Source organism: Flagellimonas spongiicola (assembly GCF_023502425.1).
GTDB classification, from domain to species: Bacteria; Bacteroidota; Bacteroidia; order Flavobacteriales; family Flavobacteriaceae; genus Flagellimonas; species Flagellimonas spongiicola.
This window is the reverse complement of record NZ_JAMFMA010000002.1, coordinates 27361-53311: the sequence shown is the minus strand read 5'-3', so window position 1 is coordinate 53311 and position 25951 is coordinate 27361. Positions and strand designations below refer to the sequence as shown.

The window sequence follows — 25951 nt, the reverse complement described above, 5'->3', positions numbered from 1 at the left end:
TTCGAATCATGTATAGATCAATTGGTGCTCTTCTTGTTGTATTACTAGTTCTTGTTTCATGTTCCAATCCCAATCCCAACCAAATTGATTACAACATCACCGTGACACATAAAGATTCCATTGATCAACTGAAGGTTGAAATGAAATTTATGCCTTCACAAGATGGCATCACCATATTGGAATATCCTAACAGTGCATGGGGACAAGAAGAACTACATAATGCCATCAAGGAAATGGCGTTGGAAAAAGTTTCCGGAACAATTGAAGTGAACAAGGATAGCGGTTGGATTGTTTTGAACCATCCCGAAAATCTAAAGGAGCTTCATTTTCGTTATGTTTTACAACAGGATTTTGAAAAGCCCATCACATCTAGAAAGACCTACCGACCAATTATTCAACCTACCTATTTCCATTTATTTTCCCATAATTTATTTATGGTACCCAAATCAGCCGGTGAATCCTTAGATCTGGTGATTAATTGGAATGGTTTGGGGCCTAAGGACGTAATTCAAAACAGTTTTGGTTCACAACAAAAAACACAACATCTAAAAACACTTCCCAAGCAGGAATTTTTAGAAGCAATTTTTGTAGGTGGGGACTTTGAAGTTAATGCAATCCCTATAAAGGATAATACGGTATATCTCGCAACCCGAGGAGAATGGGTGCCCTTTACGGTAGGTGATATGAAAGCCATTCTCAAAGAAACGATCATCGCGCAGCGGGATTTTTGGAATGATCATACACAGGAATATTTTACAGTGACCATGCAGCCCATTTATACGCCAAACGGCAGTAGTTATCAAGGTACGGGAATAACCAATTCCTTTGCTACCTCCTTCTCAAACAATGAGTTTATGGAAGTGGAACAGATGGTGCATTTGTTCAATCATGAATTAATGCACAATTGGATAGGGAGTATCATAAAAAATGAAAACGAAGAGGAGCAATATTGGTTTAGTGAAGGTTTCACCGAGTATTACGCCTTCAAGAATATTGCTAAGAACAATATTAATGAAGCTGGTTCTACGCATTTCATTAATGAAATGAATTCGATTATACGTAAACTTTATAACTCACCGGTGTTCTTAGCTCCAAACTCGGAGATCAACTATGAAAATTTTTGGGCGAGTAGGGATTATGCAAACTTACCCTATTACCGAGGGGCTGTTTTTGCATTTTATCTAGATCTTGAAATACGTCGCCTGACTGATGGTGAAAAAAGCCTTGATGTTGTAATGCATCAAATCCTTGAAGATGCCAGGGAAAAGGATCAAAAGCTAAATCATGACTATTTTTTGTCTGTCATGAAACCAATTCTTGGCGAACAGTTCCAGGAGTTTTTCAATAAACACATTGAAAATGGCGAGCCATTGCCATTGGGAGATTTGTTCAATAAACTGGCAGTTGACTTTAGTCCTCAAAGCGATGTGTTCGAGCTTGGGTTTACCTTTAATGAAGAGCATAAGGTAATTTCCAATGTAATTGAGGGCAGTACGGCGTACATGGCAGGTATTCGCAATGGAGACAAAGTTATATCCAGTAACATTTGGTATGGTGATATTGAGCGAAACGCGGAAATTGGTATCGAAAGGAATGGAAGTACTCAGAACTTCAGTTTTTTACCAGTAAAAAAAGGTCCGGTACCGCAAATTCAAAATACCGATGAAAACTTGACAAAGCTTGGGTTTTAACGAACCAAAGCCTCGTCAACCAATGCTAATCCATCATCAATCAAGTGTCCCACTTCGGGCCTTGATTTTTTGACTTCCTGCAAATGATTTTTGATTTCTTGCGCCAAGGCATCGCGTTGTCCATTTTTGGCCAGTTCATATAATTCTACAGGCAGTAACCAATCTTCTGGGAATTCTTCTTTGATTTCTTCGAATAATTTGCTTCTGGAGATGTAGGTATTGATTCCGTCTCTATAATCGCGAACACGTTGGTAATAGCCTTCAAGCTTTAACCTACGTGCATTTGAAGTTTTCTTGATTGTGGTTTCCGTCAATTCATGGGAAATCAAATCAAAGCTATGCAAGTCAGCAGGGCCATTGAATGCCGAATCCACGTTTTGCCCAACAGCCATATGATATAATCCCCATTCTGGAAGAAAAAGAACCTGATCATTATGGGTAACCTTACAATCTTTAAATGTGATTAACAGGATTTTACCCTGAAGGTTTCTGGTTCCGGTGACGATTGTTCCCTCAACTTTGATACCGCCCTCAAATTCCAATGTAACTTCTTCCTCTTCGAAAATCTTATAAGCTTTCAAATCACGTGGCCCCATATCTTCAATAGCTAGATTGATGCCTTTGAGCTTACCTATGGGTGAGCCAAAACCTTCCGCATGATCCAAAGTACTATGTCCAACAAGTTCTTTTTCCCTAAACGCCAATGCGGTGGGCCCGTTGGTTTTGATATAGATGGGCTTGCCATTGTGTTCAATTACTTCATTGAAAGTTCCAGATATCTGAAGACCTGTACTGAGTTCCAAAGTACCCAAAGCATTGGAATTGATTAATTTTTGAACCCCAGAAAGCCCTCCAGTGCGTAGGGCCATGGTATTTGCAAAATCTTCCAATACCTGGCTCAAGTGCGCAAAATTGGGTGTTACGAACAATTGCGGTTGTGGTTTGGTAATGTCAAATGCCTTGTGTGTTGCTTCAATGGTGTAGGGAAGTTTTACCACATCATCTGTCATGCACCATTTGCTTTCTCCAATTGAAGATAGCAGACCTGCGCCATATATTTTAGGTTGTGATACCTCACCAATAAGTCCGTATTCAACAGTCCACCAATGTAGGTTACGAATCAGTGCCATTTCACTGGGTTCTCCCATATTATCTTGAAGAAATTCAATATGCTCTTCGGCCTTTTTAATCTCTTCCTGAGGAGTTCCTGCAGCTTCTTTTATTATTGAAAGATGTCGAACAGCTTCGTACAACTCATAATCCTTGGCACTTGAAATGGCCTTACATCCAATTTCGCCAAATCTTCTTAAGTACTCGGCATACTCGGGATTGGCAATTATGGGTGCGTGTCCGGCACCTTCATGAATTATATCCGGTGCAGGGGTATATTCGATGTTTTCCAACTGTCGGATGTCGGAAGCAATTACTAGAACATTATATGCTTGGAATTCCATGAATGCGGCTGGCGGTATAAACCCATCTACCGCAACAGCAGCCCAACCAATTTCTTTTAAAATTCGATTCATCCCATACATATTGGGAATGTCATCAATGGATATACCAGTTTTATTTAATCCATCTACATAGGACTTATGGGCAACTTGACTTAGGTAATCCACATTTTTTCGCATCACATATCGCCATACGGCCTGATCAATGGCGGTATATTCTTCATAATTCTGAGGTTTTATGAATTGCTTAAGATGTTCTGGAAGCTTGTCCAGAATAGGATTGGATTCGTAACTCATGTTCTTGTATTACTTGCCTTAAAGGTACAAATTCAAGTCCTCATTTCCGATTTTTGTTGAGTATGCAACAAAAAAAACCGCCCTTTCGGACGGTTATATTTTAGTTGGAAGCTACAGCAGGTATTGGCGGATATTCTTTTAGAATATGCGATACAAATTCCTTGATACGTGCTTCTTTCTTTTCAATCTTGCTGGTGTTGTTCAAGGTACCGATTCCACGACCTTGCCATACCAGTTCTTTCTTATTGGCATCGATTACATCTATATATAATGAACCTTCAGTTCGGGTACTCACGTTGTTGCCGTAGCCGCCCCAGCCCCAGCCAGGACCCCAGACCCAAGGATTGTAAAAACCGCCCCAAGCTCCACCCCAACCAAAGTTGTTGTTGTAAACATCCACACGTTCTCGCTCTTTGGTGAAAATGCTGATCAGCACATCTGGTTTCTGGGATTTAGCAAAGCCACGAGTGGTCATTTCAGCTTCAATAGCTCTTAGAATTCGTTTTTTGTCCAAATCAGAGATTTGTGCCTTGTCAATACCAGTTTTATAGAAGGCATACGTCTGGTATGTGCCAAAATCAGTTTTGGTATCATAATCGGAAACAACCTTGACGGAAGAACAGGAAACCATAAAGAATCCTGCTAAGGCGAATAGGGTAACTAATTTTACATTTTTCATATCAAATTTTGTTTTGAGTTGCTGTTAATGGTCTTGTTTTTAACCACAAATACTATGCCGAACAGGGCCTACCCTTGGGTATTCGTTTTTTTATCATAACCATAAGGACAATGCCTGCATCCACTCTCGCAACAATAACCTCTTTTTAAGTGGAATTGTTCCGTAAAAACCTTATACCCTTCCTCTGAAAGGTAATAATCTCCCTCTTCCAAGGGAATGTGTTCTTTCATAAAAGATTGAAATTGTACCCTAAAATTAAAATATTCCGATGAATGGAAGGAATTTCCGTTCATTAGGTAATTCACCGAAATTGTTGATGATATTATCCGACATAACCAATATCGTGTAACTGCAAAAGTTATATTTGTAAGAATCCTATGATAGTTTAGCGTGATTTTAGTTTTCAAACACTTCTTTTATCGCAACTATGTTGGCTTATCCCTTTGGCCTTTCATTATTTTGAAGGAGGGCGCATTGAAATCCGATGAGGTGCTTATCAATCATGAACGCATCCATCTGAAACAACAGAGGGAATTGCTGATCATACCTTTTTATTTCATTTATCTTCTGGAATGGCTGCTACGTACGCTATTGTATTTGAACAGCTACAGGGCCTATCAAAACATTAGTTTTGAACGGGAGGCTTATGCCAATGAACGTGATATGGATTATCTTTCACGCAGAAAAGCATACAGTTTCCTAAACTACCTGATGCGTTAAGCTGTACCCATTGAATATTCCCAACCAGTTTGTACAATTGCCACTTTTAGAAAAGCATGATGTGCGACTAGCCCTCAAAAGGGAGGATACCATTCATCATTTTGTTTCGGGGAATAAGTACCGTAAACTCAAATACAATCTATTTAGGGCACAACAGGATGGATTCAAAACCTTATTGACTTTTGGAGGAGCATTTTCCAACCATATTGCCGCCACTGCATTTGCAGGTCAAGAGTCTGGTTTGAAAACCATCGGGATTATTCGTGGTGACGAACTGGAATCAAACTGGGAAGGCAACCCTACCTTGAAATTGGCAGCTAAACATGGTATGGATTTTCAATTTGTATCACGTGAGGATTATCGCAATAAAAAAAACGAGTCGTTTTTAGGGGTATTGCGGAAAAAGCATGGGGATTTCTATTTAATTCCTGAAGGTGGGAGCAATGAACTGGCCATAAAAGGTTGTGAAGAGATTTTGACGAAGGAAGACGATACTTTTACTCAGATTTGTTGTGCCGTGGGAACCGGTGGGACAATTTCGGGATTGATCAACTCAGCTAAAAAACATCAGAAAATATTGGGGTTTCCAGCCTTGAAAGGCGATTTTCTAAAATCGGATATCCGTAAATTTGCCCAAGCCGAAAATTGGGATTTGGTTATGGGCTATCATTTTGGAGGTTATGCCAAGATCAATTCGGAATTGGTACAATTCATAAACGATTTTAAGGCAACAACAGGAATTCCATTAGATCCCATATATACCGGAAAAATGGTTTTTGGTATTTTTGACCTGATTAAGAAAGGATATTTTAATCCGGGAACCCAAATTTTGGCCATCCATACTGGAGGACTCCAAGGTATAAAAGGAATGAACGAGGTACTGAAAAGGAAAAATTTACCGTTATTGGATTTATGATCAGAAGAATAACCTATGTTGTTGTGCTTGTGCTCCTTATGGCAAGCTGCAAATCCAAGAAAAGGACGGTAACACGTCAACCCCAACCTAAGCCTGTGGTTGAGACCAAAACCCCTAGAAATCCAAATCGGGATTTACCAAAGGATGGGCCTAAGGAATACGAATTGTTTCCCTTACCTCCAAACCCTGGCCGCTTTGTGAAATTCCCAATTGCCAACACAAGGGAGTATATTGAAACGTTTGCGGAAATGGCACAATACGAAATGCGTGCATTTGGTATTCCAGCCAGTATCACTTTGGCCCAAGGCATTTTGGAAAGCGGGTCCGGTAGAGGTGAGCTCACACGTAAAACCAATAACCATTTTGGAATTAAATGCCATACCGGCTGGGACGGCGAATTTGATTTTCACGATGACGACGCCAAGGGGGAATGCTTCCGTAAATATAATCATCCAATGTATTCATTCCGTGATCATAGCATATTCCTAAGCTCTCGTTCCCGTTATAGTTTTCTTTTCAACTACAGAAGAGACGACTACAAGAAATGGGCTTACGGTTTGCGACAGGCAGGTTACGCCACTGATCGAAAATATCCGCAAAAATTGATCGCCCTAATTGAGCAATTTGATTTGGATTCGTATGATGCTGAAGTTGTGGATGGTGGTTTCGATACGGTTCGTGCCCCTAAAAAATATGATGTATTTACCCATGTGGTGGAACGAGGGGACACACTTTATGGTATTTCGAAAAAGTATACCATTTCCGTGGATGAATTGAAGCGCCTCAATAACTTAAGAAACAATACCATATCTGTAGGGCAGGTACTCAATATCAGGAAAGAAAAAACCAAATAATCCCACTAATTGTATTGAATCGTTTGAAATTTCAATACAACGGGATTCAAGAAAACCAAGAACACTAATGCTATACCAACGAAGCAGCGCACTTTTTGCTGAAGCCAAAAAATTTATTCCAGGTGGAGTTAACTCACCTGTTCGGGCATTCAAGGCCGTAGGCGGAGATCCTATTTTTGTAAAAGAAGCAAAAGGAGCATACCTCTATGATGAAGATGGCAATCAGCTCATCGATTATATCGCCTCGTGGGGACCCCTAATTTTAGGTCATGCCCATGAACCCGTAATCAATGCCGTAATTGAAAAAGCCAAAAAAGGAACCTCCTTTGGGATGCCAACTGAAATTGAAACGGAATTGGCGCAATTAGCGGTATCCATGGTGCCCAATATTGATAAAATCCGTTTTGTGAACAGCGGTACAGAAGCTTGCATGAGCGCGGTACGCTTGGCTAGAGGCTATACTGGCAAGGATAAGATCATCAAATTTGCGGGCTGTTATCACGGACATTCCGATTCCTTTTTGATACAAGCTGGAAGTGGCGCGGTTACTTTTGGAAGTCCTAATAGTCCTGGGGTTACCCAAGGAACGGCAAAAGACACTTTATTGGCCGATTACAATGATTTGGATGGTGTAAAGTCACTTGTTGATGCGAACAGTGGTGAAATAGCTGCAATTATACTTGAACCTATTGCCGGAAACATGGGTTGTATCATTCCTAAAGAAGATTTTATCCATGGGCTCCGTGAGCTTTGCACCCAAGAAGGTATATTATTACTTTTTGATGAGGTGATGACCGGTTTCCGATTGGGTAAAGGTGGCGCGCAGGAAGCATTGGGAATTGATGCGGATATTGTCATGTTCGGGAAGGTGATTGGCGGCGGTTTACCTGTGGGTGCTTTTGCAGCCCGTGCCGAAATCATGTCCCACTTGGCACCTGAAGGACCGGTTTACCAAGCAGGGACTTTAAGTGGAAATCCATTGGCCATGAGTGCTGGACTGGCTATGCTTAGCGAACTCAATGCCAAACCTGAAGTGTTTACCAGTCTAGCCGAAAAAACTGAATATTTGCATAAGGGCATTGCGGAAGTATTAACTGAAAAGGGAGTAGTGCATCAAATCAACCGTTTTGGAAGTATGATCTCTGTTCACTTCTGTGATGAACCAGTAGTTGATTTTGCAAGTTCCGCTAAAGGAAATAACGATACGTTTAAAAGGTATTTTCATGGTATGTTAGATCAAGGGGTATATCTACCACCATCTGCGTTTGAAAGTTATTTTTTGAATGATGCCTTGAGTTATGCGGATTTGGACAAAACGATTGAAGCTGTCAAGACTGTTTTTTAAATAAATTCCACAACCCAATTGCGGGCCCTAGGACCAAAATCACAAACAGATAGTTTGGAGTAACTATAGCTTGAAGGTGATTCAAAAGTTGTAAACTCAAAATTGTAATCGCAAAGCCAATACAGTTTACAATGGTCAGAGCGGTTCCTTTTATTTCAACGGGGGCATTTTTCGCGACTAAAGTGGAGAATAAGGGTGAATCCGCAATTACCACCATTCCCCAAAACAAAAGGAATAGTATAAATACTGGTGTAGAAGCATAGCTTAAAAACACTGGGGATAACAGACAGCATAAACCAGAAAGACCTAAAGCTATTGCAGCTGTGATCTTGGCACCTTTTCGTAGCGAAATATAGCCGCCTAATACACAAGCCAGGCCACCAATGGCTATAATCCAAAAGGACCAAAACGAAACTGGTAAGCTATTGATGGATTTCAGTTCCATATGCAATCCCAGAAGAAAAGGCACAAAGGCCCAAAAAGTGTATAATTCCCACATATGCCCAAAGTAGCCAAATGCAGCAGCTCTAAAACCCCGTTTTTTAAAAACCGTGAAACATGCTGTTAGGTCCAACCGTTGACTTGGTTTTCTAAAAGGTCCATCAGGCACTAATAAAAACATCAACAAACCACCAATAATGGCTAAAACGGATATGGAATAGATAACATACTGCCAAGGAAACACAGCAGCCCACCATTTCAAGAAATGGGGAAGGGCAGTACCCACCACCAAAGCACCAACTAAGTACCCCAAAGATTTACCGAGACCTTTATCGTAATAATCGGCGGCGATTTTCATTCCCACTGGATATATACCTGCTAGGAAAAAGCCAGTGAGAAATCGGGAGGTTAAAATCATGGTCTAGCCTGAACCGTCTAGTACAATTCCCAAATTACTTAGTGCACCTAAAACGGCGCTAACCAAGAAAACTTTGGAAGGCGAAAAACGATCGGTCAAAGTCAAAACGGCAAAAAGCAAAGTGCCTGTAATAAATCCAAATTGAACCGCTGAGGTAATGTTCCCTAAACTGTTTACACCTAAGTTGTATTCGGCTATAAGTTGTACCAATACCCCATTACCTGCAAACCACAGCGAGGTGCAAAAAAACTGTGCAATGACAATGGTAGGCAGTATATACTTGGGTGGGTTCATATAGTAACTGGAAATCTGTCGTAATTAAAGGTTACTTCATACTAAAGTAAAAGTATCTGATTTGTTTAATTTAAAAACGAATAAATATAAATATTTGTTAAAATATTACCGAACGTTTGGTAAAATTGAAATTGGTTGTACATTTGTCCCATGAGAATGGCAAAAGTATCAGATCAGGAAATTTTAATCGGGCTTATGTCCGTGTTCCGCTCCAAAGGTTACGACGGGGCCAGCCTTAATGAATTGGCTGAAGCTACGGGCCTTAAAAAAGCCAGTCTCTATCACCGTTTTCCTGGAGGAAAAAAGGAAATGACGGATGCCGTCCTTGACTTTATGGAAAATTGGGTAAACGAAAAGATTTTTAAGGTCATGTCCAATGCGGAGGTGGCTCCCCAAATCCGGCTAAAAGATGCACTGTACAATATTGGAGAAGTGTATGGTAACGGTACCGAAGTATGTTTGTACCGTTCATTGAGTATGGATACGGGAATGTCCCTTTTTGGAGCCAAAATAGAACGCGGCATCAACCAATGGTTGGAAGCTTTTACTGTATTGGGCAAGGAAATGGGTCTAGATAAAGAAAAAGCGTTTAAGGTAGCACAACAGAATTTTGTAGAAGTGCAGGGTAGTTTGGTCTTAAGTAAGGCCATGGACAATACTGCTCCGTTTGCAGAGGCCCTAAAAAATATTGAAAACAGGTATCAAACCTAAAAAAATTTATTCATTAAAATAACCGAACGTTCGGTAAATAAAAATAAGCACAACAATTAATACGTAAAATCATGAAAACAAGTAAATCAATTCTAGTAGTATTTGTAATGGCACTTTTTGTGGCCACGAACCTTAACGGACAACGAAAAAAGTCCGGTGTAGACAGTTATCCAACCACTTTCCATACCGCCAAGATTGCAGGATTGGATATTTTTTACCGCGAAGCGGGTCCCCAAGAAGCTCCAACTTTAGTTTTATTGCACGGTTATCCTACCTCTTCGCACATGTTCCGAAATTTAATGCAAGACCTTTCCCAAGACTATCATTTGATCGCTCCGGATTACCCCGGTTATGGACGCAGCTCCCAGCCACCAATGGCTGAGTTTGAGTATAGTTTTGACAATTTTGCTGAGATCGTTGATACGTTATTGGTGCAACTTCAAATCAACAGCTATAGTTTGTATTTGATGGACTATGGGGCACCTGTGGGGTATCGCATTTTTGAAAAACACCCAGAACGAGTAGAGGCCTTTATCGTGCAAAATGGTAATGCTTATACCGAAGGTTTGGCTGATTTTTGGGACCCGTTACGAAAGCTATGGGCCGACAACTCCGAAGCGAACAAAAAACCATTGGAAGGTTTCCACGCCATGGCCGGATTGCAATGGCAGTATTTACATGGGGTGCAAGACAGTACCAAAGTGAGTCCAGATAACTGGCATCATGACCTGCAGCACTTGACGCGCCCAGAGAACAACGAAATCCAATTGGCGATGTTTTACGATTACCGCACAAATGTGGATCGTTACCCAGGGTGGCAAAAGCTCTTTAGGGAATATCAGGTACCTACCTTGATCGTATGGGGAAAGAACGATTACATTTTCCCACCATCCGGAGCATATCCTTATAAACGCGACTTGAACAATGTGGAATTCCATTTATTGAACACGGGTCACTTTGCCTTAGAGGAAAAAGGGGATGAAATTGCGAATTACATCAGCAAATTCCTGACAAAGAACAAAATCAAATAACCCATAATTCCAGTAACTCGGTGCACTGCCCGTAGCTCATCTTTTTCATGAGGTTGCGGGTAGTGTTTTTAGTTTTTATCCGACTTAATGAAACCTAAACAACAAACAATGGAACATGAAGTAAAAATGCCGGTTCCCCCGTTTACTTTGGAATCGGCAAAACAAAAGATACAACTGGCTGAAGATGCATGGAATAGCCAGGATCCTATAAAAGTTTCCAAGGCGTATACGGTGGATAGTGAATGGCGAAACCGTTCAGAATTCATCCAAGGGCGGGAGGAAATCCAGGCATTTCTGAAGCAAAAATGGGAAAATGAAAAACAGTACAAACTTAAAAAGGAGTATTGGGCACATGGTGATGACCGTATTGCAGTACGTTTTGAATATGAATATCAAAATAAGCAAGGCGAATGGTATAGAGCCTATGGCAATGAAAACTGGGAGTTTGACACCAATGGACTAATGAGGAAACGTTTTGCAAGCATTAATGATGTACCAATTGAAGAAGGGGATAGACGATTGTAACCCTTCTAATTCCAAATGCGTTGCTATTGCTTCCTTTCTTAAACGAGAGGATTAGTTTATTGTTTCCAACAATAGTTTCTTACCAACCAACAACGAGGAAATTTTCAAAGTACACATGGGATAAAAAAACGGGGCCTTTTAAGGCCCCGATACAAACAAAAATCTAACTAACTGTGACCTAACCTACTCAAGAGGTCTGATCCAAAGTAAATGTTCCCACTTACTTCTTTCTTTAATGATGAGCAAAACGTTGATAGCAAACAAACCTCCTGTTTGAAGCAATTCGCCAAGTTCATCAGCTTCCAGGAACACATGGAACAAAAAAATGTGCAATGTGATAGGAAGTAAGAATATTGCTCCTACAAAGCTTGTGCCTTGGAGCAGTACCAACAGACCAAATATCAGTTCGCAAATCCCAAGGACCTGCCAAAAGTACCCAGTCTGTTTGGCTCCACTGATGTACAATATTTTTTGAAGCGTACTTTCTTTCTCCGGTGCGGTGAATTTTTCCGCTTTTTCCACGACTTCAACTGGAGAGGGGATAGGCTTTTGGAATTTTTGGATACCTCCATAAACCATCATACCTCCCAAAATCAATCGAAGGATAATGAAAATGATACTTTTGATTCCCATAATCAAGACTTAAAGACGTTCATAAGTGAATTGTGCATTACCACGCACGCCTTCGTTACTTACATAGGCTGTGAACATCAATTTATAATAGTTGTTAGCTGCATCCTTGAGTACATAATATCTGTCATCGCGCAAGGTTCCGCCAAAAGCATCTCTCCATCCACTACCAATTACGGTTCTGTCGTCATAAATAAAAGAGGATTCGTCTACATCTCCTCTCGCAAAATTCGCATAGGATGGCACATCAAACTCAGTGACAACACCCTCTGAATCCCTTTCGTAGGTTGTAACTTGATACAAGCCAACACCTCCTAAGGTGTTATGCACAGCGTAATCAGAATAGGTCAAACCAGCAAATAAAGGTCCTTGACTCCCATAGTAGGAAAAGACTCCACTGAAATTAATGTCCCATGAATCCTTGGCTGGTTCCACACTAACAGGCTGTCCTTCGGTTAAACTAAATGCGGAAAGAATGTAGCTATCGTTCTTTGAAACAGTGACTTCGGAGAAGTTGGTGGTCTCTTCTAAATCAGCGTACTGAATAGTGTAGCTGTTCCCATCAGATAAAATGCGAACTTTCATAAATCCTCTATGATCGCCTGTAGTATTGATACTTCCCGGCTCAGCAGCTTCTGTAGGAATGGCATTTCCCAAACCAATGATGTAAACGTTGTTCTCTGAAGCTGTTGTGGATACTTCAGCAAATGCAGTACCTTCCAATTCTCCTGCGCCACTATCGGTAAAGACAATGTTCTCCTGGATATCACCATATTGGAAATACCCAACTGGTAGTCCCTGCAATAAGTCAGAAACGGTATTTACGGTAACCGTGGTAGGTTGAAAAGTCATGGGATCCAAGGTGTTCAATTCCAAAGGTGAACTTAAATCCGTGGTTTCTGTTACCGATAATAAATCGGTGATTCCTTCCAATTCTGCGGCAGATACCAATAAGGAAGAATTTAGATACACCCTGTTTTCGGTCCCATTGTAAAATGCAAGTTCCCAAGTATCACGCTTCACCGCAGTCTGTACGCCACTGCTGAAGTCAAAGTAAACTTGGTTGGGCATGTTGGAACCACCATTTTCCAAGTCGATAATGCCATTTAAAGCTGCAATTGGTGAAAAACTAACAGTGGAAGAGGTCAAAGAACCATTCATCCAATCGGTATTGTCAAATCCATCCAAAGCGAAAGTTACGGACTTGGTTGTTCCTTCAACAGGGTCCAAAATCTTTGTCAACGTGATGCTGGTATTCAAATCGCCAACGGACACAGGAATACTAATGCTTCCCGCGTTACCTGCAGGTGCCGTGGAGAAATCCGTACCATAGGTGGCGTTTTCCCCAGAATAAGATACAGTGATGGTACCTGCTTCCGTGGCAGCCCTGGAAAAGTTTAAGGTGATTTCCGTGGTTGTCTCTGTTTCGGTAGTACTTATGGTAGCCGTATTGAAGGTCACCGAAAAGTCAATAAGGTCATCCGAGTCATCGTTACTGCACGAACTAAGGATGGCTAAGAACAATGTCACATATAAAAATGTAAGCTTTTTCATGGTTTTTAATTAAAGTTTAAATTGTATGATAGTTTTAGAAAATAGGATCTTCCATTACCGAATAAACGCGCTGAACCTGTGGAAGAACCGTGAGCTCCAGTAGGCACATCAGATGCATTTACGGTAACTATATCGAAGATATTTCGTGCACCAAGGGTTACTCCCAAATCCTTGGTGATATCCGTCTTGATGGAGGCATCCATCCATGTAAAATCGTTGGTTTGACCCACTACTGGACCGTTAGCTCCGGGAACAAGAACCTGGGTACGCCCTGTATACTTTAATTGTGCGGAAAGAATGGTGTTCAACCTAGGAATTGAATACCCTAAATTTGACTGGAGATTAAAGCTCCATAAGTAATCACTATTGCTATCAGCGGATTCGTTTACAGCGGTAGCTTCACCCATGTAGGTAGCTCCTAGTCCAAGTTGCCATCTATCTAGTTTGATGCTGTTTTCCCATGAAAACCCGAGGATTTTGGAATAGTCCACATTGGCGAAAGTGAAAAGACTTCTGTCATTTTCATCAGCAGTGACAACACTTGCAATCTTATCTTGAATATCAAAATAATAGGATTTGAAGGCTGATTTAAAGATTCCACTTTCACCAATTTGGTACTTGTTTTCCAAGTTTAAAAAGACAGAGATACCATCTTCAGGTTGTAAGTCTGGATTTCCTTGAACATTATGGTTAGCGTCTACAAAGTAGAAGAACAGTTCCTCAAAATTTGGAGCCCTGAATGCAGAACCCAATACAGCTTTGAGTTTAAAAGTTTCAGTAAAATCGTAAGTAGATGAAATGGACCAGATAAACTGATTCCCAAATTGTGAATTGTTGGTAAACCGTGCTCCAGGGTAGAAGGACAGTTTGTCCGTGACATTCAAGTCAAATACACCAAAGAAATCATAATTCTCCAAGGTATTTTCTACCACGTCGTTGGAATAGTCTCCGGTTGCTATGGCATCAAAACCACTTTGACGCGTGAATTCATAACCCAATTGAGCATTGAAGAATGCGGATTTAGGAACAATGTTGGACACAAATCCCTTGGAATACCAAATTTCGCTTGATTGGCTTAGATCATCAGCTATGAAGGATTCAATTCCTTGCTGTAAAATATTATAGACATATTGTTGGTAGTACCTCTTCTGATCTTGGAAAGAGAAAAACAAATTATAATTGGTTTGACCTTTTAATGGGCCAGAAACGTTAAGGTTATTGACCCATCTATCCGTCTCAAAAATTTCATCTAAGGCAGTAGGTTTTACCAACCCGGTACTTGTGTCCAATCTACCTGTGACGTTTCTGTCGTAGACAGTAACAGCCTCATCAAAATATTGCAGTTTATAGAAGATATTGTGTTTACCAATGTTGGCGTTTATATTTCCGAAGAAAGTCAATTGCTCTTTTGGGTTCCATTCGGTTCCTCTAAGGCCATCATTGACTACAGCATTATCTTCAATGTTTACATAGTCCTTTCCTAGGAATCCGTTATAGAAACCAGCATAGTCATTACGTGATGCCCCTAGGGAATAGCTCAATTTGTCACTGACTTGGTTACTAATTTTAAAGTTTTGGATATGACGACCTTCATCAAACAATGAGAATTCGTTGCCGATGGTTTCTTCTTGTACAGAGACTTGCACTTGCCAAGCGTAATCACCTTCAAGTCCTCTTTTGGTAACTATGTTAATGACTCCTGCCACGGCATTATCTCCATATAGAACACCCATGGACCCCTCAACGATTTCTATCCGTTCCACGTCCTCCAAGTTGATTTGCGTGATGTCTATATTGTTGCCCACACCGTTATCACTGGCAATGGGAATCCCGTCCAATAGTATTTTCACGTACTGTCCATCCAATCCGAACATGTTCACAGTGGACCTGCCTGTGGAAGCGTCTGGAGTGATGGTGATGTTCAAATTATAGTTTAGAATATCTGCTAAGTTGTTCCCGGCTACTTTGGCAATGTCTTTTTGTTCTACCACACCGACAGCAAATAACTTTTTACTAAGGGACATTACTTTACTTTCCCCAGTAACAATGACCTCTTCCAATTGCTTCATTTCCATGGACTCCCGGGCAATGGTATCTCGTTGTTGTGCATACAGACCAATGCTAATAGTGGAGCAAAAGGTGAATAGGAATAGTTGCTTATTTAGATTCATTCTGGATTAATTGTTGGCAAATATATATGTTATTTTTATTCAATCTAAATAAAATTAATATTTTTGCTCCCAGAAATAATAATCATGTTTAATACTACCACTATGAAAAAATCAACCCTGGTATTGGGAATGCTAGTAGGAGTCATCTTCACGATGTCTGCACAGAAGAAGAAGGATTTAGACCGAGAAGCTATTCTAGATATGTGCGGCTGTTACGAAGTAACTTTTAAATACACCGAGACCTTTTCCCCTGAAATTGATTACGAAAAGAAAATGGATTACACTTCTGGTGCCTTGGAATTGGCATTGCCCATTGTTGATGAAAAGAACAAGATTTCCATACAACATCTGTTGGTAATCAATGATACTATGATCATTAAACACTGGCGCCAAGATTGGGAGTACGAAAATCAAGAAGTTTTTTATTACGATAAGGATAACAATTGGGTTTTTGGAACGCTGCCCAAGGAGCAAGTTAAGGGGCAATGGACCCAAAAAGTGTTTCAAGTGGATGACAGTCCCCGGTATTCTGGTTCTGCCACCTGGGTGCATTTTGATGGAAAGCATTATTGGGAAAACAAAACCGATTCTCCTTTACCGCGGCGAGAGTATTCCAATAGAAGCGATTACAACGTCATGAAGCGTGGCAATCGTCATGAGATTACCGCTTATGGGTGGGTACATGAGCAGGATAACGACAAAATTATTAGGGAAGATAATGAAGCAGATATTTTGCTCGCTCAAGAAAAGGGTATGAATACTTACAAAAAAGTAGAAGATAACAAATGTCAAGCAGCTGTAAACTGGTGGAGCAAGCACAAATCTTTTTGGGCAAATGTTCGCGATTCCTGGGATGAAGTTTACAATAGAAAGGGAGATTTGACCTTACGTAAAAAGTTGGATGGTCAACCCATGTTCATGCATTTCTATCCGTTAGAGAAAAAGGAAGCTTCCGCGGCTGAAATAGCACAATTAATCAACAGTTTTGTTGTAGACTGTGAGCCAATTCAAAATGCAGAAGGTAAATAACAGCATGAAGCGAATCGTTTTTGGTACAGTTGTACTGCTCTGCATGTCTTTTATGAATGATAAAATTTCACCTCGGTTGCAGCAAAAATTGCATAACGCGGTCGCAACTTCGTATGAAATTGAGGAGTTTGAACTTACACCACTGGAAGCAACTTTGGTTGAAGATCATCTCTTTACCATAAGTTCAGCGGAAGGGCAATTGGGGTTTGCTTATTTAGGTCGAGCCGCGAGTATGAAAGAAATGTTCGACTATGTGGTGCTACTGACCCCTGAGCTGGAAATAAAAAAGGCAAAGGTGTTGATATATCGTGAAAACCATGGAAGGCAAATTGGCAGTCAGCGCTGGCTAAAACAGTTTATAGGCAAAGGGTCAAGAGATTCACTGGAGTATGGTGGTGAAATAGATGCTATTTCCGGAGCAACAATTTCCGCCAAGTCCATGACAAAAGCTGTAAAAGAAGTTTTGAACAAGATGGAAGCCCTTCATACAAAAGGGGCCATCTAACCTACTGAAAAAGCGGGGCTTTGCCCCGCTTTTTATTTTATTGAAGTGCTTCACCAATTACGAAAACCAAGTTTTTCAAACTGTCATCACGTTTAGGAAACAGGGCTTGCATGCGTTTGTCTTCAACCATATGCTGCATGCCTTCCGGACTATCGAAATAAAACCGGTGGATTTCGTTTGGCTGTTCCACTAAATCATTTGCGGCTGCAAAAGGAATCAGAAAGCGTTCAAAATGTGTCCCGAATTCTGGGATGATCTCACAGGCTTCGTTGTGGTATTCGGTGAATTGTTCAGCATATTGTTTACCGTCCTTGTAATAGATCAAGGCTATACCATAAGTTTTTGTTACGTCACCAATCTCCCGAAAAAACTTAAAATCGGGGTCTTTCTTGGTAGCAAATCCAAACATTTTTTCAACTGAGGTTGCTATGTATTCCTGCTTTAGTTTGATGAATTCAGGATCATTATCTAAAGCTTCTTTGGCTTTCATATTTGGGTAAACTGCAAAATGGATTTCGTCAGGTAGTTCCATATCTCCCATTGCAATCATCTTTGGTTTGATCACGCGTTCGATTTTTGCGCCGTATTTTTCTAGAAGTACGTTGCCTCTACTTCTTAAAATTTCAAAATCCTTTTCTTTTCCTTCCTTCAGATAAAAGAATGCGGTGTTGATGATTTGTTCTTCCTTACTCACTGTTGTTTCCATAGCTTCCTTTTTCAAATTTTCACTGATTATAAATCCGCTTAAAACGCCTACTGCCGCTAGGGACAGACTTAAGGCAATTACTTTTTTCATGTGTCATTTTTTTTGATTAACCAATTCAATGACACAAAATTGCGGAAGCTTTGGATTTGTTTTTTTGATAAAAAGCTCAACTATTTATCTACAAAGCTCATTCTGAAATGTGAAGGTGCTGCACCATAGGTTTCCTTGAATTTTTTAGAAAAGTGGTGAAGGGAACTAAATCCTGACGAGTAGGCAACATCGCCTATGGAAAGGTCGGAAATGAGCAATAGCTCTTTGGCTTTTTCCAATCGTTTTCCTAAAATGTATTGCAGTGGTGCTATGCCATAAAGTGCCTTAAATCTTCTTTTAAATGAAGACAGACTCATATTTGTAAGCTGAGCAAGTTCCAGTATGGATATTTCATGAAACAAATGGGACTCAATTGTAGTTTTGAAATCAACCGCACGCGGGGTAAAAAGGTTTTCCAGGATTGTTTGTATGCCTGTTGCATTTTCTGTATGCATTAAAAGCAAAATGATTTCCTTCGTTTTTAAGACCAACATTTCCTCATTGGCCAAATGTGGATTGTCAAAATAGAACAATACATCATCTATATACTTATCAACTGCTTTGGAGGCAGGTATTAGGGCCATGTTGTTTCTGGAAGGATGTTTTTTCTTTTTTATAAGAAACTGGGGAAGATCGTTTTTGTATATAGTACGCAGAACTTCTGGATGAAAGTGTACAGCTACAGCTCGATATTGTCCGGTTTTTTTGTCGGCTAACATTTGTCCGACATAATTTCCACATTTCATTAGCACCGATTGCTGACTTTTTACATGGAGAATTTCTTCCTCCGACATTGAATTATAGGCTCCTTCCCTAATATGAAGAAAACACGCTTCATTTACCATTGGATTAGGTGTTTTAAATGGTGGGATAATCCTTGCTGTTTCAAACAACAACCGTCCAAATAGGTCAATGCGTTTATAGGTAACAATCATTGGTGGTAAATTAAAATCCAAGTATGATGATAGGGCGGGACTAGACCCCGCCCTTGAAATCAAGAAACATTCAACCCATCATATAGAATGCATTTTCCAATACCATTTTTTGGTTCTTGATTTATTGCTTTCATGCATTCAGTTTCTAGAGACCGTAAGCAAGTGTTCCATTTGCAGGGCTTCTTTTACCAATGCATCTTGAATGGGTTGGGTCTTTGCATTGTATTCCACAGTGCCATAGTCAATGCCGGAAACCGTGCGAGTAGGTCGTGTACCTTTCTCCATCTCAATAAGTTTCAAAGTGTCATCGGCTACCAACTGTGGGTTGATGGCATCTTCACTGTCAAAAAAGCCTTCGAAATTTTTAAGCATTGCTTGGGGTACGTCCTTAAATTCTCCATAAGCTTCAAATGTGTTTTGGTCTGCTTCTTTGGGTCCAGTAAACAATAGGTTGGTGCCAAAGGGACCTGGTTCTACAATACAAACTTCCACACCAAAAGGCGCCAATTCGTAACGCAGTGATTGTGAATAGGCTTCAACCGCATGCTTGCTGGCACAATACACTCCGAAATATGGGAAAGCCAATCTGCCAGCCAAACTGGTGGTGTTGATGATCAATCCATCACCAGAATTCCGCATATGTGGCGTTACTGCTTTTACCATTCTCGCAATTCCAAAGAAATTCACATCGAATTGTTTTTGGATTTGCTCCAAACTGTAGGCTTCTGTAATACCGACGAACATAACCCCTGCATTGTTCACCAAGACGTCGATGTTTCCATCTTCGGCTATAATGGTTTGCACAGCTTGGTCTATAGATTCGGAATTGGTTACGTCCAGCTCAAGAACCCGTATTTGCAGCTTACCTTCGAGGGCAATTTGCTCCAATTCTTCCTTCTTTTTCCTGTTCTTGCCTTCAACGTTTCTCATAGTGGCCCAAACTTTTTGGCCGGCTTTGGCGGCGGATATCGCTGTTAGATATCCAAAACCGCTACTACTTCCTGTAATCAATACATTCTTTTTCATAATGATTTGTTTATAGTAGACTAGTCGTCTACTAATTTGATAAAAAAATTTAGGTTAACAATTCTTCAGTAAATTCAATAAACAGTGACAAGGGTTTTTCGTTCTTTTGTGATTTCATTCTAAGAATAGCGCCTTCCCAGTTGTTTAGTAAGTATGCTGCTAGTTTTTGAGCATCATTGTTGTTGCAAATACTGCCATCTTCCTGCCCTTCCTTAATGCAAGCTTCAAAAAGAGCTTCCCATTTATCCAATTCTGTTGCTACACCATGGGCATAACTGGATTTAAGATCACTCAATTCCAAGCTACAGTTACCAAGCAAGCATCCTTCGGTAAAGTCCTTTTGGATGTATACCAGTCTGATATCCCTAAAGAAGGTCATAAACCGTTCTTTTGGGGTTTTGCTTTCATCCTCTAAATAGGAGCGAAGAAGCTTTAAGGATTCTTCACCATAGTTTTTAATGACTTGAAGGCCAAAATCTTCTTTACTCTTAAAATAGTAGTAGAATGATCCTTTTGGAATATTGACAGTACTTAGGATTTCATTGAGTCCTACATTGTTGAATCCTTTTTGGATAATCAATTCACCTCCTATCTTAAGGATTCTTTGTAACGTATGTTCTTTGGCGGTTTCCATTGTATATTAGACCAGTCGTCTACAAAATTAATCTATTTTTTTTACTTCACAAATTTTCTGCAAACTTTGGTTTCGAATCATGCTCCATCTTACCAATAGGAATTTATGCCAAATGCGTAACTTTAAATAGTTGTTTGCGCATATGACCCGGGATTTTTTACATATTAATGATTTTGTGATTCTAGTGGAAGAAGGGAATTCAGACATTGTCACTATAGATTCCTGCACTTTTGATGAGCAATTGATAGCTGTTGCGTTTTATGGGATGGGAAATGTAACCTTAAACATAAAATACGATGGTAAGGAAAAGGCATATAAGCATAGTAAAGGCCTTGCCTTATCTTTTTACGCGGATGAAAAGGTGGAATTTGTCCACACGGTATCGGCCAACAAACCTTTGGAGTGTATTTTAATCGCAACATCTCCAAGGAATCTATCAAAGTTACCACATGGTGAAGGCGAGTTATTTGCTCAAATGCTGAATCAATTGGTAAATCCTTCTGATCATTATGTGCAGGGTCCAAAATTTTATATGACCCCGGAGATGCAATCCATAGTAAATCAAATGTTCCATTCGCCTTATGAGGGCAAGACCAAAATGATGTTTTTTCGAAGTCAGGTAACTGCTTTACTTTCCCACTTTTTTGGACAATTGGCACTACAGGATTCAGATGGAATCAAAAGCTCAGAAAAAGAAAAACTGGTCCAAGCAAAAGAGATACTTTCCCAAAATTTGGATTCCCCACCGTCACTCTCAGAACTTTCCAAGCAAATTGGTGTGAACAGCTTTAAATTGAAAAAGAACTTTAAAGCCTATTTTGGGGTGCCTGTTTTTAAGTACCTTCAAAACGAGCGACTTTCCAAAGCCCATGACCTTTTAAGGCATCAAGAGGCTTCGGTTCAGGAGGCAGCTTGGCAGGTAGGTTATGATAGTTTGAGTTCGTTCTCTAATGCTTTCGCCAAAAAATACGGCTTTCGCCCAAGTGAAATTAGAAGTTGACAGGTTCCCGGTATACGGAGCAAATGGCCACTTTACCTTGCTTTCCTTTAAGTGGCACACTTCCCATGGGTTTAAAATGAAATGTGTCCGTATCTAATTTGGATTTTAGTGCTTCGGAAACCAATAATTCACTTTTAAGATTGTTGCATTGTCCCTGAATTCTCGCAGCGGTATTTACCGTATCACCGTGATAGGCAATCTCTTTTTTATACTTCCCAACTTCGGTAACGGTGACCACGCCAACATGCATCCCGGCCTTAAAAAAGGGATGGCAACCGTATTTGAGTTCGTAATATTGACGTTTGTCCTCTAATCGCTGTTTAAACCTGTAGAACGTATTTAGGCAGCTTAAGTTTTCAATTCCAGATTCCATTTCCCAGGTTAGTACGGCTTCATCCCCCACATATTGGTAAATTTCAGCATCACTTGAAGCAACAATCCCCAAATCGTTGAAACAGTCCTGCACTAATTTACTATACTGCACATGTCCTAATTTTTCGGCCATTGGGGTAGAGGACTTTAAATCCAAAAACATGAAGATACGTTCCTCTTCCCGTGGCGTATAAAAGTGACCCATAAGCAGCTTTCGAAGATTTCCTTCACCCAACATCAAATTAACCTGACGCAATACGGAAAGCATAAAATCCACCACTAGGACATAAAAATAGATGGCCCAACTACCTTCATCAAAGGCAAATTGAATAATTCCTAATTCGGTTCCAAAAAGTACCTGATAAACACTGTAGGCTGCCATTACAACGACTATTAAAAAGCCGATAGTGTATAAAAACCGAATCAGCAAAAAGCGTTGAATGGAAATGAACTTGTATATGCGCTCTTCTGTAAGGATTTGGGCAAGACCAGAAACGAGACCCATAATAGGACCTAAGGTAAAAGAAATCAAGATACTTTGGTCAAACTCAAACTTTAAACTGCCTAATTCCTCGGTACCAACACCGCGTACAATACTTAGAAAAAGACAAGCCAAGGTCCAACCCACAATATAGAATCTTAAGATTCTCCACCTCCGTTTATTGATTCGTGAAAGTCCCATGTTCTTCAAAGTTATCCTTTTCGAACAAATCTTCCTCCGTTTTGAACAAATTGGCTGGGAGTACGCATAATAGCTTTGTCCTGTAATTAAAATCGAATAGTTATGAATATTATAAGAGCACTTTTTATCGGAATCCTCATTTGGATTATTGGGGTGACAGCATTTACGGTCTTCTTTGAGATTCCTTTTCTAGAGGACAGCTATCCACAAGCAAATATTGGATTGGTAATCGTGGTGCCTTTTTTAGTATGGAATGGAGCTAAAATGTACTATCGAAAAGGAGCATTGACCCATGGTATTGTGACGGGTTTAATTATGCTAACTGCCAGTGCTGCTCTTGACGCATTAATAACAGTTCCTATGTTGATAATTCCTTTTGGTGGAAGTTACGCGAGCTTCTTTGGGTCGCTGGACTTTTGGTTGATTGCTGCGGAGTTTATCGGCGTAGTTTTCCTGTATTGGTTGCTAAAAATTAGAACAGTCAATACAAATTAAAATACAATCATTAACCAATAAATACAATCATGGGAAATACCACTCTTTTTATCGCAATCATATTAACAGGCCTATCGGCGGGACTTTGTTTCACTTGGGGAAATGCAGTGGCTACTGGAATTGCCAATTTAAATGACCAAGGATATTTACAAGCATTTCAAGCTATGAACCGTACCATCCAAAACCCATTATTCTTTTTGGTCTTTTTTGGTCCGGTACTGCTTACATTTTGGAGTTCATTCATCAATCGAACAGATTCAATTTCCATTTTTTGGCTTTGCTTTTCCGCCGGGTTGATTTACCTGGTGGGATTAGCATTGGTCACCATTTTTGGAAATGTTCCCTTAAATGAAATGTTGGACAAAACCGATTTGTTGTCCAGCAGTGTTGAGGATCTGGCGCAATTGAGAAATCAATTTGAACAACCGTGGAACCGATTCCACACCATTCGCACGGTATCCTCGACAATCTCATTTGGTCTATTGACCCTTGCAGCACTAATTAAGTAATAAACATAACATCAAAATACAATTATCATGAAAGAGCAAATTTTAGTTTTAGGAGGAAAAGGCAAAACTGGCCGAAGAGTAGCAGAGCAATTAAGCAAGTTAGGCCATCATGTACGAATTGGTTCACGAAGCGAAACCCCGGTATTTGATTGGGACCAACCGGAAACCTGGCCAATTGCCATGGAAGGTATGGATAAGATTTATATTACGTTTCAACCTGATTTAGCGGTTCCTGGAGCTTTTGAAGCGATAAAAAGTCTGCTTGAGGCGGCCAAACAACAAAATATTAAAAAGGTTGTTTTGCTATCCGGTAAAGGAGAAACCGAGGCCGAACGATGTGAACAGTTAGTAATTGAATCTGGAATACCGCATACCATTGTTAGAGCCAGTTGGTTCAGTCAAAACTTTAGTGAGAGTTTTTTCTTGGACCCAATTAAAGGTGGGTTTGTGGCTTTACCTCATGCAGATGTGGAGGTTCCATATATTGATGCTGAAGATATAGCAGCTGTAGTGGTGGAAGCCTTGTTGAATAGCGAACATGATGGTGAGATTTATGAATTGACAGGTCCACGACTTCTAACCTTCAGGGAAGTGATTCATGAAATCGCTGAAGCGACCAATAGAGAAATCGCATTTGAAGCAATCTCGTTGGAAGCTTATATCCAAGCCTTAAAACAACACGATGTACCAGCAGATTATGTGTGGCTGATTGATTATCTGTTTAGCCATGTACTCACCAATCCGAACAACCAATTAATTACCCATGATGTTGAAAAGGTATTGGGCAGAAAACCTATCGATTTTTCAGATTTTGTTAAATCAACAGTAGTAACAGGAGTTTGGGATGGAGTAGAGCAGTAGTTGAGACTACTCAAATGTTGGATAAGGCGGGCCATTGGCCTGCCTTTTAAAGCAAGGAGTCTAAATTTTTATAGAGCATTCCAGAAAGTATGGCCAATCCAAAACTCAGCAAAGTGCCTATTAAAACATATTCGGTTAATTTACGATTCTTGCCTTTGTTCAGATCTCCAAATCGGAATACGGATTTAGCAGCTATCAATAATCCAATAGCGGCCCATTGCCCCATAAGAATAAAGCCAAATACGAAGAGTCTTTCCAACATTCCAATGTAGGTACCGGCGTTTTTTAAGGATCCTCCTTCGGCGGAATTATCTTCTGTAATCACTTCCTTGATGTAAGGCGCTAACAACATCCGCATCAATATACCCGAAACAAAGGTCACAAAAACCAAAAATGTAGCTAGTAATAATAATTTGTCGGAAAACAAATAGCTCCATTCCATTTGAAAAGGATGCACCCAATGGACCGCAACTGCGATTACCGTTAAATGTGCCAATTGGTCCAATGCAAATACCCAGCGGTAATTTTTTGGGTTGGAAAAATGCAATTTCAGTAAGTCAATACTAAAGTGACTGATGACGATAAGAGCGATAATACCCAGTAATTGAAATTGTAATAGTAATACTAAAAGGGCAAGGTGGATCGCCATATGCCAATAGAGATATTTGGATTTCCATTTTTTCTCTAATTTATCTTCGACCCAACGGTTGGGTTGGAGCATAAAGTCACCGATAAAGTGGGCAAGCAAAAGTTTTAAGGCTAGTACAATCATGGTTTTGGGTAATGTGATTTATAGAAGCGAATCATTTTCTGTAAGGCATCAAAACCAGCTTTTGTCAATTCTTCACTGATATTTCCTTGCGATTTTTTGAGCAACTGTGCCAATTGCTTCTGGTTTTTATTAGGATTCAATAGGGCATACCTCACTGTTGAAGCTGTTGCAGGTGGCCAATTGTCCATGGTCAACAGAGCGAGTTCTAGCAATAGGTTGATATGTTCATCAAAAGTTTTATTGGAAGATTTGATGCCTAAGTTTTGCTTTTTTAATCCTTCAAAACACTTTCCGGAATTTACAAATGCTTCACCATTGGACTCAGTTATCTTTTCCGCTTGGTACTGCTTCTCGCCTAAGCCAATTGCAATACGGACATCAAGGTTTTTGAATTGTTTGATGCTGGCCTTGATGCTAATTGCGGCATCTAAGGCATTATTGGGCAAGGTTTCCAATTGGAAGCTGTCACCTCTGTATATTTCCCATGCCTTGGGCTCCGTTCCGTAAGTATCCAAGGCTGATTTAAGGGCAGGCATCCATTCAGAAGCATCTACCCCAGTTGAGTTTTTAATATCCCCAGTAAGTACTGCAATCATGGTAATATTGA

General features: G+C 40.2%; 29 protein-coding genes. 14 read left to right on the top strand and 15 right to left on the bottom strand.

Annotated features, from left to right (window positions below; all coding sequences use genetic code 11):
• The first annotated feature begins 8 nt into the window (after nt 1-8).
• Nucleotides 9-1691: a M1 family aminopeptidase gene (locus tag M3P19_RS06590; protein WP_249656861.1), complete on the top strand. Its 1683-nt coding sequence runs from the start codon at nt 9-11 to the stop codon at nt 1689-1691.
• On the opposite strand, the gene M3P19_RS06585 is transcribed toward M3P19_RS06590, so the two are convergent.
• The 3 genes from M3P19_RS06585 to M3P19_RS06575 all read right to left on the bottom strand — a co-directional run bounded on the left by M3P19_RS06585 (nt 1688) and on the right by M3P19_RS06575 (nt 4348).
• Nucleotides 1688-3439, bottom strand: coding sequence for an aromatic amino acid hydroxylase (locus M3P19_RS06585; RefSeq protein ID WP_249656860.1), 1752 nt, complete (start codon nt 3437-3439; stop codon nt 1688-1690). The two genes, M3P19_RS06590 and M3P19_RS06585, sit on opposite strands and share 4 nt — an antisense overlap.
• A gap of 100 nt (nt 3440-3539) precedes the next feature.
• Complete coding sequence (locus M3P19_RS06580) at nt 3540-4118, bottom strand: DUF4136 domain-containing protein (protein WP_249656859.1); 579 nt, start codon at nt 4116-4118, stop codon at nt 3540-3542.
• Nucleotides 4119-4186: 68 nt separating this feature from the next.
• Complete coding sequence (locus tag M3P19_RS06575) at nt 4187-4348, bottom strand: DUF5522 domain-containing protein (RefSeq protein WP_249656858.1); 162 nt, start codon at nt 4346-4348, stop codon at nt 4187-4189.
• 160 nt (nt 4349-4508) lie between these two features.
• Here M3P19_RS06575 and M3P19_RS06570 point away from each other — a divergent pair, with 160 nt between their 5' ends.
• The 4 genes from M3P19_RS06570 (at nt 4509) to hemL (ending at nt 7953) form a co-directional block, all read left to right on the top strand.
• Entirely contained in the window at nt 4509-4838 is a 330-nt protein-coding gene (locus M3P19_RS06570; RefSeq protein ID WP_249656857.1) for a hypothetical protein, read from the top strand.
• 10 nt (nt 4839-4848) lie between these two features.
• Entirely contained in the window at nt 4849-5754 is a 906-nt protein-coding gene (locus tag M3P19_RS06565) for a 1-aminocyclopropane-1-carboxylate deaminase/D-cysteine desulfhydrase (RefSeq protein WP_249656856.1), read from the top strand.
• Nucleotides 5751-6608, top strand: coding sequence for a glucosaminidase domain-containing protein (locus M3P19_RS06560; protein WP_249656855.1), 858 nt, complete (start codon nt 5751-5753; stop codon nt 6606-6608). Before M3P19_RS06565 ends, M3P19_RS06560 begins: the two co-directional genes overlap by 4 nt.
• A gap of 67 nt (nt 6609-6675) precedes the next feature.
• Nucleotides 6676-7953, top strand: coding sequence for a glutamate-1-semialdehyde 2,1-aminomutase (hemL, locus tag M3P19_RS06555; RefSeq protein ID WP_249656854.1), 1278 nt, complete (start codon nt 6676-6678; stop codon nt 7951-7953).
• Here hemL and M3P19_RS06550 read toward each other — a convergent pair.
• Together M3P19_RS06550 and M3P19_RS16940 are read right to left on the bottom strand one after the other, a co-directional pair.
• Nucleotides 7937-8812 carry an MFS transporter gene (locus M3P19_RS06550; protein ID WP_313791615.1) on the bottom strand — a complete coding sequence of 292 codons (876 nt, stop codon included), beginning with the start codon at nt 8810-8812 and terminating at the stop codon, nt 7937-7939. The genes hemL and M3P19_RS06550 overlap by 17 nt on opposite strands.
• A gap of 3 nt (nt 8813-8815) precedes the next feature.
• On the bottom strand, nt 8816-9106 hold the full coding sequence (locus M3P19_RS16940) for a hypothetical protein (RefSeq protein WP_313791614.1): 291 nt from the start codon (nt 9104-9106) through the stop codon (nt 8816-8818).
• Nucleotides 9107-9262: 156 nt separating this feature from the next.
• On the opposite strand from M3P19_RS16940, the gene M3P19_RS06545 reads away from it, so the two are divergent.
• From M3P19_RS06545 to M3P19_RS06535, 3 genes are all read left to right on the top strand, one after another.
• Nucleotides 9263-9817 (top strand): TetR/AcrR family transcriptional regulator, encoded by a 555-nt coding sequence (locus M3P19_RS06545; protein ID WP_249656853.1) that lies wholly within the window; start codon nt 9263-9265, stop codon nt 9815-9817.
• A 71-nt stretch (nt 9818-9888) separates the two neighbouring features.
• Nucleotides 9889-10848, top strand: coding sequence for an alpha/beta fold hydrolase (locus tag M3P19_RS06540; protein WP_249656852.1), 960 nt, complete (start codon nt 9889-9891; stop codon nt 10846-10848).
• A gap of 108 nt (nt 10849-10956) precedes the next feature.
• Complete coding sequence (locus tag M3P19_RS06535) at nt 10957-11373, top strand: nuclear transport factor 2 family protein (RefSeq protein ID WP_249656851.1); 417 nt, start codon at nt 10957-10959, stop codon at nt 11371-11373.
• Between the two features lie 183 nt (nt 11374-11556).
• Here M3P19_RS06535 and M3P19_RS06530 read toward each other — a convergent pair whose 3' ends face one another.
• From M3P19_RS06530 to M3P19_RS06520, 3 genes are read right to left on the bottom strand one after another with little or no spacing between them, the layout of a single operon-like run.
• Nucleotides 11557-12006 carry a DoxX family membrane protein gene (locus tag M3P19_RS06530; protein WP_249656850.1) on the bottom strand — a complete coding sequence of 150 codons (450 nt, stop codon included), beginning with the start codon at nt 12004-12006 and terminating at the stop codon, nt 11557-11559.
• A 9-nt stretch (nt 12007-12015) separates the two neighbouring features.
• Nucleotides 12016-13557, bottom strand: coding sequence for an HmuY family protein (locus tag M3P19_RS06525; RefSeq protein WP_249656849.1), 1542 nt, complete (start codon nt 13555-13557; stop codon nt 12016-12018).
• Nucleotides 13558-13562: 5 nt separating this feature from the next.
• On the bottom strand, nt 13563-15728 hold the full coding sequence (locus M3P19_RS06520) for a TonB-dependent receptor plug domain-containing protein (protein WP_249656848.1): 2166 nt from the start codon (nt 15726-15728) through the stop codon (nt 13563-13565).
• Nucleotides 15729-15830: 102 nt separating this feature from the next.
• Here M3P19_RS06520 and M3P19_RS06515 point away from each other — a divergent pair, with 102 nt between their 5' ends.
• Together M3P19_RS06515 and M3P19_RS06510 are read left to right on the top strand one after the other, a co-directional pair.
• Complete coding sequence (locus M3P19_RS06515) at nt 15831-16757, top strand: DUF6607 family protein (protein WP_249656847.1); 927 nt, start codon at nt 15831-15833, stop codon at nt 16755-16757.
• 4 nt (nt 16758-16761) lie between these two features.
• Nucleotides 16762-17262, top strand: a complete 501-nt coding sequence (locus M3P19_RS06510) for an FMN-binding protein (protein WP_249656846.1) — start codon at nt 16762-16764, stop codon at nt 17260-17262.
• A 37-nt stretch (nt 17263-17299) separates the two neighbouring features.
• On the opposite strand, the gene M3P19_RS06505 is transcribed toward M3P19_RS06510, so the two are convergent.
• The 4 genes from M3P19_RS06505 to M3P19_RS06490 form a co-directional block, all read right to left on the bottom strand.
• Entirely contained in the window at nt 17300-18058 is a 759-nt protein-coding gene (locus M3P19_RS06505) for a hypothetical protein (RefSeq protein ID WP_249656845.1), read from the bottom strand.
• Nucleotides 18059-18138: 80 nt separating this feature from the next.
• Nucleotides 18139-18993 carry a helix-turn-helix transcriptional regulator gene (locus tag M3P19_RS06500; protein WP_249656844.1) on the bottom strand — a complete coding sequence of 285 codons (855 nt, stop codon included), beginning with the start codon at nt 18991-18993 and terminating at the stop codon, nt 18139-18141.
• A gap of 138 nt (nt 18994-19131) precedes the next feature.
• Nucleotides 19132-20019 (bottom strand): SDR family oxidoreductase, encoded by an 888-nt coding sequence (locus tag M3P19_RS06495; protein ID WP_249656843.1) that lies wholly within the window; start codon nt 20017-20019, stop codon nt 19132-19134.
• A gap of 49 nt (nt 20020-20068) precedes the next feature.
• On the bottom strand, nt 20069-20653 hold the full coding sequence (locus tag M3P19_RS06490; protein ID WP_249656842.1) for a TetR/AcrR family transcriptional regulator: 585 nt from the start codon (nt 20651-20653) through the stop codon (nt 20069-20071).
• A gap of 142 nt (nt 20654-20795) precedes the next feature.
• Here M3P19_RS06490 and M3P19_RS06485 point away from each other — a divergent pair, with 142 nt between their 5' ends.
• Nucleotides 20796-21653 (top strand): helix-turn-helix transcriptional regulator, encoded by an 858-nt coding sequence (locus tag M3P19_RS06485; protein ID WP_249656841.1) that lies wholly within the window; start codon nt 20796-20798, stop codon nt 21651-21653.
• On the opposite strand, the gene M3P19_RS06480 is transcribed toward M3P19_RS06485, so the two are convergent.
• The gene (locus tag M3P19_RS06480) at nt 21643-22707 is read right to left on the bottom strand and encodes an adenylate/guanylate cyclase domain-containing protein (RefSeq protein WP_249656840.1); all 1065 of its coding nucleotides are present in this window, start codon (nt 22705-22707) and stop codon (nt 21643-21645) included. The genes M3P19_RS06485 and M3P19_RS06480 overlap by 11 nt on opposite strands.
• Before the next feature lie 102 nt (nt 22708-22809).
• Here M3P19_RS06480 and M3P19_RS06475 point away from each other — a divergent pair, with 102 nt between their 5' ends.
• Genes M3P19_RS06475 through M3P19_RS06465 form a run of 3 tightly spaced genes read left to right on the top strand, consistent with a single transcriptional unit; the run spans nt 22810 to nt 24572 of the window.
• A complete protein-coding gene (locus M3P19_RS06475; protein ID WP_249656839.1) occupies nt 22810-23202 on the top strand; it encodes a DUF5367 family protein in 393 nt (130 codons plus the stop codon).
• 29 nt (nt 23203-23231) lie between these two features.
• Nucleotides 23232-23711, top strand: coding sequence for an anthrone oxygenase family protein (locus M3P19_RS06470; protein WP_249656838.1), 480 nt, complete (start codon nt 23232-23234; stop codon nt 23709-23711).
• A 27-nt stretch (nt 23712-23738) separates the two neighbouring features.
• Nucleotides 23739-24572, top strand: a complete 834-nt coding sequence (locus M3P19_RS06465; RefSeq protein WP_249656837.1) for an NmrA family NAD(P)-binding protein — start codon at nt 23739-23741, stop codon at nt 24570-24572.
• A 46-nt stretch (nt 24573-24618) separates the two neighbouring features.
• Here M3P19_RS06465 and M3P19_RS06460 read toward each other — a convergent pair whose 3' ends face one another.
• Together M3P19_RS06460 and M3P19_RS06455 are read right to left on the bottom strand one after the other, a co-directional pair.
• Nucleotides 24619-25344: a DUF3307 domain-containing protein gene (locus M3P19_RS06460; protein ID WP_249656836.1), complete on the bottom strand. Its 726-nt coding sequence runs from the start codon at nt 25342-25344 to the stop codon at nt 24619-24621.
• Complete coding sequence (locus M3P19_RS06455; protein ID WP_249656835.1) at nt 25341-25940, bottom strand: transcriptional regulator; 600 nt, start codon at nt 25938-25940, stop codon at nt 25341-25343. The genes M3P19_RS06460 and M3P19_RS06455 overlap by 4 nt, the downstream gene beginning before the upstream one ends.
• Nucleotides 25941-25951: the final 11 nt, after the last annotated feature.